Genomic DNA, 14,654 nt, shown 5'->3' on the forward strand with positions numbered 1-14,654 from the left:
TATTATATAATGAAGATAATGATTATTAGATAAATAGAATGAAAAATAAATTAGTAAATCTAGGTGCCCATAGGGTGAAAAGGGAATGTGGTGAAAATCCACAACAGCCCCCGCTACTGTAAGTGAGGACGAGCCTTCATATCCATTTAGAATAGTTTGTATAGATATCTATATTCTGAAGAAGGAGAAGGGGAGAGTGATTCACAAGTCAGGAGACCTGCCTAGTATATTAAGCATAAGATTTCGGAGGGAAATTCTTTTTACGGACTTTCTCTGCCCTTTTTGAGTGAGTCCGTTTTATTTTGAGAAAAATGAGAGGTAAAGATTATGAAGGGATTGATTATTGCTTCAAATGGAAGTGGTGGAGGAAAAACTACATTTACTATGGGATTATTAAAGGCTCTTGTTAACAGAGAGGAAAAGGTTCAGAGTTATAAGGTTGGACCAGATTATATAGATCCTGCTTTCCATAGTATGATTACAAGTGAACCATGCAGAAATCTAGATTTATATCTAATGGGAGAGAAGGGTGTTAAATACTCAATCGCAAATGGCAATAAAGATTATGCTATTATCGAGGGAGTTATGGGATTATATGATGGGAAAGGGATTGATGAGAAATATTCCACATATCATCTTTCGGAGACCTTAGGTTTACCAATCATTCTTGTTTTATCTCCAAAAGGAGTCTCTACAACATTATGTGCAGAGATTATGGGACTTAAACAATTTAGAAATGCAAATATAGCTGGAGTGGTTCTGAATGGTATATCAGAGAGTTACTATAAACTATTAAAGTTATCAATAGAAGAAAATTGCGGGGTAAATGTATTAGGATATATCCCTAAGGATGATAGATTAAAGCTTGGTTCAAGGCATCTTGGGCTTATTCAGAGTAGTGAGGTTGAGGATATTCAGGAGAAGATTGCACTTTGTGGTGAATTGGTAGAAAAATATGTTGATGTTGATTCAATTCTGAGTATTTCAAAGGAATGTAAACAATATGATGTTGAATATGATTTCAGAGAAATTGAAGGATTAAATCTTAAAATTGGAGTTGCTCTAGATAAGTCATTTAGTTTCTACTATAAAGATAATCTTGATATATTAGAGAGAGCAGGGGAAATTCATTATTTTAGCCCATTAAAAGATAAAAGTCTACCAGAGGATATAGATTTTCTATATATAGGAGGGGGATATCCTGAGGTATTCAGAAGTGAACTTTCATCAAATGTGGAATTAATTAATGATATAAAGAAGAAACTTGAAGATGGATTACCTTGTTATGCAGAATGTGGTGGGTTAATGTATTTAACTCAAGGTATAAATAATAAAGAAATTGAAGCGCTTGAGGATACACAGCAAACTTATTCTTTGGTTTCATTTTTCAATGGTAATAGTTATATGACAAAGAGACTCCAAAATTTTGGGTATGCTACTGTTGAAGTAGGAGAAAAATCACCTATACATAAGAGTAATCTTAGGATTAATTGTCATGAGTTTCATAGATCATTTGTTGACCTTCAAGAAGAAACATCATATGAGGTTGAGAAGGTTAATATTTATGGCGAACTTAAAAAGTGGAAATGTGGATATGTGAAGAAAAATACTTTAGGGGCTTATGCTCATATTCATTTCCTGGGAAATGAGAAATTTATTATTGACATACTGAAAGAAGCCAAAGAACGAATAACAAAGATAAAAAAATAAAGTTCTCAGAAGAATAAGGAGGAATTGAGATGGATTATATTAAAAAACCAATGGGTATTGAGGTTAAGAGTTTTGAGATAATAGGTGAGGAGATGGGTCCGCATAGTTTTAATGAGAGAGAATTGTCAATAATAAAGAGAGTGATACATACTACTGCAGATTTTGAATATAAGGATATAACTTATATTAGAGAAGGAGCAATAGATGCTGCAGGTAATCTTTTAAAACAAGGTATTAAGATATACACTGATACAAAGATGGCTATGTCTGGAATGAATAAGAGAGCACTTGAAAAATTAGGGTGTGAAGTTGTATGTTATGTAAGTGATGAGGATGTTACTATTGATGCAAAGAAGAGAGGGATAACTCGTTCTATGGCAGGTGTTGAGAAGGCTGTTGAAGAGGGGATTCAGTTCTATGTATTCGGTAATGCACCAACTGCTTTATTTAGACTTAAAGAGTTGATGTTAGAAGGAAAAGCTGATGTTAAATTCGTTTTAGGTGCACCGATAGGATTCGTGGGAGCAGCTGAGAGCAAAGAAGAGATTGAAAAGATGGATATACCAATGATTACTGTAAGAGGAAGAAAAGGTGGAAGTACTGTTGCAGCTTCAATTGTGAATGCTCTTATGTACTTAAATGTAGACAGAAACTAGAGGTTGATAAGTATGTTAGATTTATATATTAACAGTGGTGGTAAAAAGCTTAGATGTGGATATACGACGGGTTCATGTGCTTCGGCTGCTGCTAAAGCTGCAACACAAATGCTCTTTCAAAAGAGTGAACTTAAGAGTATAGAGATTGATACCCCTAAAGGGATTAGACTTACCATACCAGTTGAGAAGGTAAGGGTTGGGGAAGATTTTGTGGAATGCTGTGTTTTAAAAGACGGTGGAGATGACCCAGATATAACTAATGGTATCGAGATATGGGCTAGAGCTGAGAAAAAAGAAGATGGTTATGAACTAAAAGGTGGTATTGGTGTAGGAGTTGTCAAGGGTGAAGGTTTATATGTACCTGTTGGAGAACCAGCAATAAATCCAGTTCCACGTAAGATGATAAAGAAAGAGGTTCATGAGGTTCTACCTGAGGACTGTGGTGTGACAATTACAATATTTGTTCCTGAAGGGGAGGAAATTGCTAAAAAGACTTTTAATCCAAGACTTAATATAATTGGTGGAATATCTATATTAGGTACCACAGGGATTGTTGTTCCTATGAGTGAAGAAGCTTTGAAAGGTTCTGTGGAGCTTGAGATACAGTCTAAGTTTAAACAGGGAGTAACTGAACCTATTCTTGTTTTTGGGAATATGGGTGAGAATTTCTGTGAGAAGATGGGACTTGATAAATCCAAGTGTGTTGAGATGTCAAACTTTGTTGGGTTTGCTCTTGATACATGCAGAGGACTTGGAATTAAAAAGGTAACCATAGTAGGTCATATAGGAAAGATGTGCAAAATATCAATGGGATGTTTTCAGACTCATTCACGTGTTAGTGATGTTAGACTTGAGAGTTTAGCACTAGAGTTGGCGTTGAATGGAGTTGATACTTCCATTGTGAAAGATATATATGATGAGAAGACAACAGAAGGAGCTGTTAATAAACTCCATGAGAAATATGAAGATAAATATGATTTCATATATAAGAATTTATGTGAGAAGATTCAAAGAAGAATCGAGATATACAATTATGAAGAGATGAAGTGTGATGTGGCAATCTTTGCAATGAAGAGAGGACTTTTATACAGCACAATAGAGAAATAGAATGTAATTTTCTATATAGGAGGGGATAAATAATGGTAACCATTGTTGGTATTGGGCCAGGTGCTAGAGAATATATTATTCCTTTAGCTATTGATGTGTTAAAAGAAAGTGATGTAATTCTAGGTTTTGAAAGAGCATTAAAGAGTATAGATTTTATAGATAAGAACAAGAAATGTGTAACTAGCATATCTTCTATACTTGAAGAGGTCAAAGGGTACCAAGGAAATGCTGCTATAGTAGCATCAGGCGATCCTTGTTTCTATGGGATAAGTGATTATTTGAAGAGAAATATGGATGAAGAGATTAGAATAATTCCTGGTATAAGTAGCTTTCAATATCTTGCATCAAAGAAAGCTCTTCCTTGGCATAATGCACATGTGAGTAGTATGCATGGGAGAGAAAATAACTTTATACAATGTGTTCAGGAGAAGGAAACTTCGTTTTGGTTAACAGGTAAGAAGAATACTCCTGAGATGTTATGCAAAGAACTTTTCAATAATGAGATTATGTGTAAGGTTATTGTTGGGGAGAATCTATCCTATGAAGATGAAAAAATCACAGAAGGAAGCCCTGAGGAACTTATGAATAAAGAGTTTTCATGGCTGAGTGTTGTGGTTGTTAGGAGAAAAGTCTAATGAGAATAATAAAAGATGATGAATTTATAAGAGCTAAGGTTCCCATGACTAAAGAAGAAGTAAGAACTTTAAGTCTAGTAAAAATGGATATTAAAGAAGACAGTAGAATACTTGATGTTGGAGCGGGTACAGGCTCAGTGAGTATTGGCGCTGCAGTGAATTGTCCAAAGGGAGAAGTTATCGCTATTGAGAAGGAAGATAAAGCTGTTGAGCTTATTAAACTCAATATAGATAAAATTGGAATAGATAATATGAAAGTAATCCATGGTCTGGCTCTTGAAGAACTAAAAGGACTTAATGGAAAGTTTAATTCAGTGTTTATCGGAGGAAGCGGCGGAGAGTTGGATGAAATAATTGAAATATGCTACAATCTCCTTTATGATGAAGGTAACATGGTACTGAACTTCATCACATTGACAAATGCCGTGAAAGCTATGGACAAACTTGAAGAAATGGGTATGGAATATGAGTGTGTACAAGTAGCTGTTAACAGAATAAAGGGTAAGAGTAAAATGATATTGGCTAACAATCCCATTTTTATAATTAACGGAAGAAAATAAAAATATTGATTAAGGCGTATGATACAAAATATCCGTCGCATGCTGACTGGTTAGTTTTTTGAATATGCCTAAGAGGAGGAAAAGTAATGGCAAAGTTATTTGGAATAGGTGTTGGACCAGGAGATAGTGAACTTCTAACAATTAAAGCTATTAGAGCAATGGAGAACAGTGAGGTTATATTTGCTCCAAGTGCATTTGAAGGTGGAGAGAGTATCGCATACGAAACTGCGAAAGAGTATATTAGTGAAGATAAGAAGATTGAGATAATTCATTTTCCAATGGGAAAGGATAATACTCAAGATAAGGCAAGGGAAACATATGAAGCAATATATCAATATTTAAAGAAAGGTATGAATGTATCATTCCTTACAATAGGAGATCCTTTTGTATATAGTACTTACACTCATTTGTTGAATTATATCAACGAAAGAGGATTTGAGGTTGTAACTGTACCTGGTATAACTTCTTTCTGTGCTAGTGCCGCTGTTGCTAATGAATACCTAGTGCTTGGTAATGAACCTCTTATGGTTACGCCAGCAGCTAGATTAGATGCTGTTAAAGATGAAAAGTTTTTGGTTATTATGAAAGTATATAAGAGAGAAGAAGAGGTTGTTGATTTCTTAGATGCTAATGGATTTGACTATGTTTATATAAAGAAAGCTGGAAGAGTTGGAGAAGAGATTTTAAGAGATAGAGAAGAAATTATAAAGAACAAAGAATATATGGCGTTAATTCTTGCTAAGAAAAAAGAATTAGCACAGGTTATATAGGGGGAAAATAGAATGATTTATATAGTTGGTGCAGGTCCAGGAGATGTAGATTTAATAACAGTTAAGGGAAGAGATGCTCTAAGCAGAGCAGATGTGGTTATATATGCAGGTTCATTAGTTAGTCCAGCTCATCTTGAATTCTGTAAAGAGGGAGTTGAAAAATTTAACTCAGCTTCTATGACTCTTGAGGATGTTATAGAGGTTATGAAAAGAGCAACTGAAGAAGGTAAAGATGTTGTAAGATTACACACAGGCGATCCAGCTATCTATGGTGCTATAAAAGAACAGATGGATGAACTTGATAAGTTAAATATAGAATATACAGTAGTTCCAGGGGTTAGCTCATGTACAGCGGCAGCAGCTGCTATAAAGAAAGAGTTTACACTTCCAGGGGTAACTCAAACTATTATCTTAACAAGAGTTGAAGGAAGAACTCCAGTACCTGAGACAGAAGATCTTGAGAGACTTGCTTCAGTAGGTGCTTCAATGGCAATATTCCTTTCAATCAGCATGATTGAAAAGGTTGTTGATAAGCTTAGAAGAGGATATGGGAAAAATGTGCCTATAGCTATAGTTGAGAGAGCAACGTGGGAAAATGAAAGAGTTATATTTGGAACTCTTGATGACATCGCAGAGAAGGTTCATGAAGCAGGAATTAAAAAACAAGCACAAATTCTTGTGGGTGATTTTATTGACTGTGAATATGAGAAGAGTAAATTATATGATAAGGATTTTACACACATGTTCAGAAGTTCCCACGGGAAAAATAAATAATAGATAATAAAGAACAAAGAACAAAGAACAAAGAATAAATATTGAAGATATTTTTCATGCTTCAGAATATCTTATATTGAATTTTGATGTAGGATGTCTATATGTGAATAATGAGTAAGGGGAAAATTATGAAGAGCAAGGTTGTAGTAATAAGTGTGACTGCTAAGGGCGATTCTATAGGATATAAGGTGGTAGATGTTCTCAAATCAACTTTTCAAAGTGAATGTATTCATATGATGAAGAGCAATGAAGTGAAAGAGCAGGGATTTAAAAAGTGTGTTGAAAATGCATTTGTAAAATATGGTTCAATCGTATTCATTTCATCTACAGGAATAGCTGTAAGGGGAATTGGAAACTTAATGAAGAGTAAAGCTACAGATCCAGCTGTTGTGGTGGTGGATTGTACAGGTAAGTTTGCAATAAGTCTTTTAAGTGGTCATCTTGGTGGGGCAAATGAGTTAACACACATAATTGGTGAGGGATTAAATGCCGTTCCTGTTATAACAACCGCAACTGATAATCTTGGAATATGTGCGCCAGATATGGTGGCAAAGGAAAATAATCTTATCATCCATGACATGAAAGTATGCAAGGATATTGCAGCGTTTTTGGTGAACAATAAAAGCGTTGTATTTATTGATAATGATAATAAGATATCTACGCCAAGAGGGTATGTTAATCTTGACCAGGGAAAAGGCAGTAAAGAGCTCGTTCATGGAGCTGTTATTGTTGGTAATCCTCTGGACGGAAAAGAGATACTAGATAAAATCAATTGGAAAGATAATAATGAAAAAACTATGCTATATCTCATGAAACAGGATATAATCCTAGGGATTGGATGTAGAAGAGAATTTTCAAAGGAAAAGATGATTAGAACAGTTGAAGAAAAACTTCAGCAATATAATATAGATAAACGCAGAGTTAAGGAAATTGTATCTATTGATATTAAGAAAGATGAAAAGTGCATAATTGAATTAGCAGAGCACCTTCAATGTCCTTTTAGAACTTATTCAAAAGAGGAGATAAGCACAGTTCACTTAAAGTATGAAGGCAGTGATTTTGTGGAGAAAATTACTGGAGTGAGATGTGTGGCTGAACCTGTTATTGAACTCTATGGTGGGGAGATAACACATCATAAGGAGAAGCTAGAAGGAATGACTTTGGCTATAGGAAAGATTAAGTAAGGTATATAATATGCCTAAAGTGAGGAGATTTCATATGAAGAAATTATATGTTATTGGAATTGGACCTGGTGGTCTTGAGCATATGACAATAAAGGCAAAAAAGACTATTGAGGAAAGTGACATAGTTGTTGGTTATACAAAATATTTAAAAATGGTTGAACCCCTTCTTGAAGGAAAAGAAACATATGCTACTGGTATGAGAGGTGAAGAGGATAGATGTAAGAAAGCAATCGAACTTGCTCAAGATAAGGTTGTTTCTGTTATAAGCACCGGTGATTCAGGTATATACGGAATGGCAGGTTTGATATTACAGCTGGATAATAATGCTAATGTGGAGATTATACCAGGGGTAACTGCAAGTAGCTCAGCAGCTTCAGTTCTTGGAGCACCATTGATGCATGATAACTGTAACATAAGCTTAAGTGATCTTATGACTCCATATGAAGCTATAAAGAAACGTGTGAAACTTGCGGCAGAAGGGGATTTTGTAATTTCATTATATAACCCTAGAAGTAAAGGAAGACCACAATATCTTAAAGAGTGTCTTGATATTGTTAGAGAATATAGAGATGGGAATACTCCAATAGGGGTAGTTAGAAATGCACTTAGGGATGATCAGAGCGTGCATATATCTACTCTTGGAAACTTCGATGAAGAAATTGTAGATATGATGTCTATCGTGGTTATTGGTAATAGTAATACATATATTGAAAATGGAAGAATAATAACTCCTAGAGGATATAAGATAGATTAAAACAAATGGATAATGGATAATTGATAATGTAGAATGATGGAGAGTTCTCACTGGCGTGAGAAACTACATTAGGTAGTGAGGAGAGGTAGGGATGATAGGTTTAGTTCTTGGAACAAGCGAAGGAAGAGAGATTTTACAAAGAATCAATGAATTTACAGGAGATGTCTTTGTTACAACGGCCACAAAGTATGGTGGAGATATATTAAACGAGTATGATATAAAAATACTCAACACAACACCTCTTGATAAAAAGGGATTCAAAGATAAGATAAAAGAACTTAATATACAAATCTTTCTTGATAGTACTCACCCTTATGCTGTTGAGGTTTCAAAGAATATTATAGAAGCTTGTAATGAGAGTGGTATAACCTATTTGAGGTATGAGAGAGAGAGCGTGGTTGAAAAGTACGGAGATGAGGAACTGGTTCATCTAGTAGAAGGATATGAAGGTCTTCAAGAGGTACTTGAGAATATACAGGGTAACGTGCTTAACACCACTGGTAGTAGGAATATAAAAAGAGTTAAGGAGCTAAATGTCCATAACAGAGTAATACACAGAGTGCTTCCAACTTTAAAAGTCATGACTGAGATGGAGGAACTAGGTATTGAACCTCATAATCTTATAATGATAAAGGGGCCTGTGAGCTATCAGTTGAATAAAGCTTTTTATAAAGAGTATAATATAGAATGTGTAATTATGAAGGATAGCGGTCTTGCTGGAGGGACAGATGAGAAAATCAAAAGTGCCCTAGACCTTAACATACCAGTGGCTGTGATAAAAAAAGAACAAATGGATTATCCTAATAAATTCAATTCCATAAAAGAGTGTGTTGAAGAACTTAAGTCGAGGTGGAACAATGAAAGTTAGTTTTTGTGAGCATAATATTGCAAGTGGGAAACTACGTGATAAATTATTAAAAGAGTATCCGCAGATTGAAACATCTGTGAACAAATGTATAGGTGAATGTGCATGTTGCGGGTACAAACCTATTATTAGAGTAGATGGAAAGTATATTGAGGGTGAGTCTGAAGAGGAACTTTACGAGACTATAATAAAAATGTATCTTTAGAATTGGCACGTATAGCTATTAAGCTATACGTGCTTTTTTTGTTGCTCAAGTTTAGTTATGTACTGTTTATGTGGTTAAAATGAGTTGTAAGCTATGGTACTATGTGTTTAATATATAACAAAACCATTATGAATACTCGTAATGGTTTTTGTTGTTAATATAACTAAATTATTTATAAAAAGATAACTATTTACAGTAATTTGAAATTATAATCTTAAGGTGTTATAATATAAATATTAGTGTTAAACATATGTATATATTGCTAAATAACAAAAAAACTTATCTTATAAACTTTTCTTAAAGTAATATCTATGATGAATTACTTCATTTTTATTTCATAGTTTAACTAATGTAAATTTTGTGTTATCTAAAACTAAATCTTAATATGTTTTATTTATAGATTACATATAATCTAAATTTCGATAATCGTATATTTGGATTATATGTAATCTAAATTTCGATAATCGTATATTTGGAGTGTAGAAATAACATCTCTAATGTAATAAAAATACAAAATAACCAAATAAAGAAAATGGAAAGCAATAAACAATTGAATAGGAGGAATGAATATTGAATAAGAGAGAAATATCCATTAATAGAGCTAGTGAACTTAAGAAAACAATTGAAGATTATTTAGCTGTTAGAGACTCTATATCAAAGGGATTAGAGCAGAAAGATATAATTTCCAAACGTAAAGAAAAAATCATGAAAGTTTTAGGGGCTTCTGAGAAACAATGGAATGATTTCCATTGGCAGTTACACAATAGGATAAGTGACGTTGACACTTTGAGTGAAATACTCAATCTTTCAAAGGAAGAGAAAGAAGATATATCTAAGGTTGGCAAAAATTATAGATGGGCTATATCTCCATATTATCTTAGTTTGATTGATCCAGATGATAGATTTGATCCTATTAGATTGATGAGTATACCAACCGGTTTAGAGGCTGTAGAGGATAATTGTGACTTTGATCCTATGGGGGAGGAGTATACAAATCCAGCAGGAAGTTTAACAAGAAGATATCCAGATAGACTAATTATTAATGTAACAAATGAGTGCGCCATGTATTGTAGACATTGTCAGAGAAGAAGAAATATTGGACAGAAAGATATGCATAAGACATGGTCCGTTTTAAGTGAGTCAATTGAGTATATAAGAAACAATAAAGAAATCAGAGATGTTCTTGTAACTGGTGGAGATCCGTTAACATTATCTACAAGTAATCTTGAAAAAGTGATAAAAGAGCTTAGATCCATAGAACATCTTGAGATAATTAGAATAGGAACAAGAACTATTGTAACAATGCCACAGAGAATCGATGAAGAGCTTACTGATATGTTGAAGAAGTATGGTCCAATATATGTTAATACTCATTTTAATCATCCTATGGAGATAACTGAAGAGGTAAAAGATGCATGTGTGAGATTATCACTTGCAGGAGTACCACTTGGGAATCAGGCTGTTCTTCTTAATGGAGTAAATAATGATAAGTTTGTAATGAGATGTCTTAATCAAGAACTACTAAAAGTAAGAATAAGACCTTATTATATATTCCATGCTAAACATGTTCATGGTACAACACATTTTAATACCTCAGTAGATGATGGTATTGAAATTATGGAGTATCTAAGGGGGTATACATCTGGGCTTGCAATACCTACTTATATTATAAATGCGCCTAAGGGACAAGGGAAAACTCCAATATTACCACAGTATCTAATATCAAGAGGTCCAGAACATATAACTTTCAGAACTTGGGAAGGTAGAGTTATTGATTATGAAAACCATGAAACAAAAGATATAAAGAAACTTTTGGGTGATAAATAAATTTTCTATTAATTCTGAATATTTTAACTTTACGAAATATGATTTACAAATTCAAATAATTAATATAAAATAGACGTGGAAATGAATATATCCACGTCTTAAAATTTATAGTTTTAAAAGAAACGCGTATATGCGGATGATAATAATCTCTTGACCTTGAAATGGTCTGGGGATTTTTTTTGAGAGTGAAATATTAGGCATATGAAAATAAATAACAAGTTATTTATTTGAATGTGACTCAGGTTAACGGGAGGTAAGTATGGATAAGAAAAAGTTTTTAAAAAGGTTTATTTTGATTAACATAGGAGTGTTCTTGGTTGCTGCGGGATTTTATTATTTCATGGATCCTAATAATTTAGCACCAGGTGGTGTAACAGGATTAAGTAAGGTACTAAATTACTATTTCCCTAGTCTACCTTTAAGTGGAATACTACTAGCTTTGAACTTAGTATTATTTGTGGTTGGGTTGATATTTATTGGAGCAGATTTTGGTGCATTTACAGTATATGCATTCCTAGCATTATCAGGATACATGAGGTTGATGGAGATATTCACTCCTCTTAGTGGTCCTATAACAGGAGATATTTTTATTGAAACCTTATTTGGAAGTGCTATCACTGCAATTGGACTTGCTTTAGTGTTCTATCAAGGAACATCTACAGGAGGAACAGATATAATAGCTAAGATTTTAAATAAGTATTTCCATATTGATATAGGAAAAGGACTGTTGATGGCAGATTTTTGTGTAACAATAGTTGCTGTTTTCACTTTCGGATTAGGTAAAGGGTTATACTCTATCCTTGGTGTTTTCTTAGTGGGTTATCTTATAGATGTATTTATTGAAGGGCTTAGCATGAACAAGAAAGTTGAAATTATATCAACTAAAGGTGAAGATATAAAGAAATATATTATAGAGGTTTTAGATAGAGGGGCTACTATCTATAGAGCGGAAGGTGCCTATACTGGCGAAGAGAAGGTTATAATATCAACAGTTGTTGGTAAAAAGCAATTTATTAGATTGAAACAATATATAAAGGCATTAGATGATAAAGCATTTTTAATAACATATAATGTTCACGAAACTGTTGGAGAAGGATTCCAGTCATTCGAATAAAAGAGCTGCGGCTCTTTTTTTTGTTTCTAAAGAATAAAGAATCAATGGAATGGGTGAGATGTGTTTGGACTTAGACTAATAAGGGATGATTAATATCTCTCTTTTTTAAAATACCGTTGAAAAGGGTTTACCTTAATAAAGGACAAGTGTTCAAGCTGAAAATCAAGATGATAAGAAAAAATATTATTAATGGGTGATTAAAAAATACTGAGAAGGTCATAATTACAGATATGTGCGAAAGAATGTTTGCATGAATTTGAATTCTATAAAGTATATCATGGAGGTAATTATGAGCCAACTAGTAAAAAACAATAAAAAACGAGATATGGAGAATGATGACAATAATCTTTCTGAGAAAGGTGATTGCAAGTGTGCATTAGAGGAACTGATGAGGGATGTTGAAAGCTCTAGCATGTCTCATTTCATAAAGGAAGGATTTCTTAAGTTAGCCCATGAGGCTCTTAATAGTGAGAAAGAAGAGAAAGAGAGAAATTATAATGAACAAAAGAAACATGAGGAGCAGCTACAGCAGAGGATAAGAAGAGTGAACATTCTCAAGATGATTATCAAGATCGTGGAGGCAGATTGCAAAAAAGACAAGAATAAGGTAAATGAGGATATAATAGAGAAAATTAGGGAAAGTAGATTCAGTAAGGGACGTGTATGCCCTCATTGTAAATGTAAGAATATTTGGAAATATGGATGGGAAGGAGGTAAACAGAGATATAAGTGCAAGAATAAGGAGTGTGGACGTACATTTAGAGATACCACCTTATCTCCCATGTACAATAGCAAGAAGGGGATAGACAAATGGATAGAGTATATGAGATGTATGGCAATGGGATTGACACTTATGATATCCAGTGAGATTGTTGGTATAAACATAGCCACTGCATTCTACTGGAGGCATAAGATAATGGATGGATTAAGGGCAAATATGGGTGTGGGGAATATAGGTGGAAATGTGGAGATTGGACATATGCTAGTAATGGAGAGTACAAAAGGAAAGAAGCGCGGAGTATATGATCTGCCAAGAAGGTGTGGAACAAAGAATAAGTACTCTTCTTTATTCGAAAAACCTAAATGCCATTATTTGTTTAAGGGACATAGGGCGAACTATATTCTATGCGGTCTGGATAATGGTGGAAATATGATGGCGGAACTTACAGACATAAGATATATGAACCAACGGATACTAAGTGCTATGTTCGATGGGCGTATACACGAGGATTCTGTAGTATCGACGGAGGGAAATAGGAATTACCACACATATGTTAGAAAGCGTGGTCTAAAGCTGGGTAGGGGCAATACAGGTGATGACTGCAAGGACTACAATATAAAAGCGCTCATGAGGATGAAGAGGGAGATTCTTACATGGATAATACGGTTTAAGGGGGTTTCTAGTAAATATTTGAATAACTATCTCTACTGGTACAGATTTATGAAGACAAAGGGGCTTTATGATATGGAGCAGGGATGTGGAGAAGATGGCAATCACCAGGCGGCGATAAGCTTGTTCATTGATAGCCATACTGAACACTCTGGTATAAGAATAAAGGAGTTCAAGGATAGGGCACACATACATTTGAGTATGGTAGGATAGAAGTATGAGGAGCTGTTCATGTGCTATAAGGGGACGAAAAAGAAAGGTGTACAAGCGCCCTTACGGCCTTAAATATGAGGAAAGATTGGGAAGATATTATGAATAATGGTTAACATGGAATGTTGAAATTGCAATGTATAAAGGAGAGAGTACTAAACAGTCATGTACCGTCTTCAACGGTATCTTAAAAAAGAGAGATATTAGCAACTTTTACTTATAACACTCAAGAAGAAAACATAGAACTGCTAATATTAATAGTTAATAAATGTAAACAAAAAGATGTACACCACAGAAAAAAGGCAAACAAAAAAGATGTACAAATGCTTGTACATCTTTTAAGCAAGCTACTATTATTGAGCTTGAGGAGCTTCTACTGGACAAACAGAAGCACAAGCACCACAATCGATGCAAGTAGACTCGTCTATCACGTAAAGTCCATCACCAGCAGAAATACATGAAACTGGACATTCAGCTTCACATGCTCCACAGTTAACGCAAGTATCTAATATTTTGTAAGCCATAGTAATACCCTCCTAAAAATCAAAATAATAATAAAGAAATAAAAATATTCATTTCTTTGACCAACTCTATAATATCATAAAAAAATACATAAATAAAGAGGGAAAACAAACAAAAACAGGAACCTAAAGAAGTTCCTGTTTTTAAAACTTTATGCTGGATTTGGTGCGCCTACAGGGCATACAGCTGCACAAGCACCACAGTCAATACATACATTAGGATCTATTACATAGATGTTATCGCCTTCAGAAATACATGAAACTGGACACTCAGGTTCGCAAGCACCACAGCTAACACATGCATCATTAATTTTGTAAGCCATAAAATACCTCCATAAATATAAATTTTTCTATCCAAAGATATTGTATCCA

16 protein-coding genes and 1 riboswitch are annotated in these 14,654 nt (G+C 34.0%); of the genes, 14 read left to right on the top strand and 2 right to left on the bottom strand.

From position 1 onward, the window contains the following. The first annotated feature begins 44 nt into the window (after positions 1-44). Positions 45-238: riboswitch (cobalamin riboswitch) on the top strand. Positions 239-327: 89 nt separating this feature from the next. The 14 genes from KDK92_RS12445 (at position 328) to KDK92_RS12510 (ending at position 13,764) form a co-directional block, all read left to right on the top strand. Next, positions 328-1,710, top strand: coding sequence for a cobyrinic acid a,c-diamide synthase CobB (locus KDK92_RS12445; protein ID WP_250859574.1), 1,383 nt, complete (start codon positions 328-330; stop codon positions 1,708-1,710). Positions 1,711-1,739: 29 nt separating this feature from the next. After that, a complete protein-coding gene (locus KDK92_RS12450; RefSeq protein ID WP_250859575.1) occupies positions 1,740-2,366 on the top strand; it encodes a precorrin-8X methylmutase in 627 nt (208 codons plus the stop codon). Between the two features lie 12 nt (positions 2,367-2,378). Next, positions 2,379-3,473, top strand: coding sequence for a cobalt-precorrin-5B (C(1))-methyltransferase CbiD (gene cbiD, locus KDK92_RS12455; protein WP_250859577.1), 1,095 nt, complete (start codon positions 2,379-2,381; stop codon positions 3,471-3,473). Positions 3,474-3,505: 32 nt separating this feature from the next. After that, entirely contained in the window at positions 3,506-4,108 is a 603-nt protein-coding gene (gene cbiE, locus KDK92_RS12460; protein ID WP_250859579.1) for a precorrin-6y C5,15-methyltransferase (decarboxylating) subunit CbiE, read from the top strand. After that, positions 4,108-4,668, top strand: a complete 561-nt coding sequence (cbiT, locus tag KDK92_RS12465) for a precorrin-6Y C5,15-methyltransferase (decarboxylating) subunit CbiT (RefSeq protein ID WP_250859580.1) — start codon at positions 4,108-4,110, stop codon at positions 4,666-4,668. Before cbiE ends, cbiT begins: the two co-directional genes overlap by 1 nt. A gap of 86 nt (positions 4,669-4,754) precedes the next feature. Then, positions 4,755-5,438, top strand: a complete 684-nt coding sequence (locus KDK92_RS12470; RefSeq protein WP_250859582.1) for a cobalt-factor II C(20)-methyltransferase — start codon at positions 4,755-4,757, stop codon at positions 5,436-5,438. A gap of 12 nt (positions 5,439-5,450) precedes the next feature. Then, entirely contained in the window at positions 5,451-6,212 is a 762-nt protein-coding gene (cobM, locus tag KDK92_RS12475; protein ID WP_250859583.1) for a precorrin-4 C(11)-methyltransferase, read from the top strand. A 128-nt stretch (positions 6,213-6,340) separates the two neighbouring features. Next, positions 6,341-7,396 carry a cobalt-precorrin 5A hydrolase gene (gene cbiG / locus KDK92_RS12480; RefSeq protein WP_250859585.1) on the top strand — a complete coding sequence of 352 codons (1,056 nt, stop codon included), beginning with the start codon at positions 6,341-6,343 and terminating at the stop codon, positions 7,394-7,396. A gap of 34 nt (positions 7,397-7,430) precedes the next feature. Continuing rightward, on the top strand, positions 7,431-8,150 hold the full coding sequence (cobJ, locus tag KDK92_RS12485; protein ID WP_250859587.1) for a precorrin-3B C(17)-methyltransferase: 720 nt from the start codon (positions 7,431-7,433) through the stop codon (positions 8,148-8,150). Between the two features lie 91 nt (positions 8,151-8,241). Continuing rightward, a complete protein-coding gene (locus KDK92_RS12490; protein WP_250859589.1) occupies positions 8,242-9,018 on the top strand; it encodes a cobalt-precorrin-6A reductase in 777 nt (258 codons plus the stop codon). Next, a complete protein-coding gene (locus tag KDK92_RS12495; protein WP_250859591.1) occupies positions 9,008-9,220 on the top strand; it encodes a DUF1450 domain-containing protein in 213 nt (70 codons plus the stop codon). The genes KDK92_RS12490 and KDK92_RS12495 overlap by 11 nt, the downstream gene beginning before the upstream one ends. Before the next feature lie 570 nt (positions 9,221-9,790). Continuing rightward, the gene (gene eam, locus KDK92_RS12500; protein ID WP_250859593.1) at positions 9,791-11,047 is read left to right on the top strand and encodes a glutamate 2,3-aminomutase; all 1,257 of its coding nucleotides are present in this window, start codon (positions 9,791-9,793) and stop codon (positions 11,045-11,047) included. A 259-nt stretch (positions 11,048-11,306) separates the two neighbouring features. After that, positions 11,307-12,161 (top strand): YitT family protein, encoded by an 855-nt coding sequence (locus tag KDK92_RS12505; protein WP_250859595.1) that lies wholly within the window; start codon positions 11,307-11,309, stop codon positions 12,159-12,161. 289 nt (positions 12,162-12,450) lie between these two features. Further along, a complete protein-coding gene (locus KDK92_RS12510) occupies positions 12,451-13,764 on the top strand; it encodes an IS1595 family transposase (RefSeq protein ID WP_250859597.1) in 1,314 nt (437 codons plus the stop codon). 350 nt (positions 13,765-14,114) lie between these two features. Here the strand turns inward: KDK92_RS12510 and KDK92_RS12515 are convergent, their stop codons facing one another. Together KDK92_RS12515 and KDK92_RS12520 are read right to left on the bottom strand one after the other, a co-directional pair. Beyond that, positions 14,115-14,285 carry an indolepyruvate ferredoxin oxidoreductase subunit alpha gene (locus KDK92_RS12515; RefSeq protein ID WP_250859598.1) on the bottom strand — a complete coding sequence of 57 codons (171 nt, stop codon included), beginning with the start codon at positions 14,283-14,285 and terminating at the stop codon, positions 14,115-14,117. Between the two features lie 149 nt (positions 14,286-14,434). Beyond that, positions 14,435-14,605, bottom strand: coding sequence for a 4Fe-4S binding protein (locus KDK92_RS12520; RefSeq protein WP_250859599.1), 171 nt, complete (start codon positions 14,603-14,605; stop codon positions 14,435-14,437). Positions 14,606-14,654: the final 49 nt, after the last annotated feature.

The organism is Oceanirhabdus seepicola (genome assembly GCF_023684385.1).
Lineage (GTDB): Bacteria > Bacillota > Clostridia > Clostridiales > Clostridiaceae > Oceanirhabdus > Oceanirhabdus seepicola.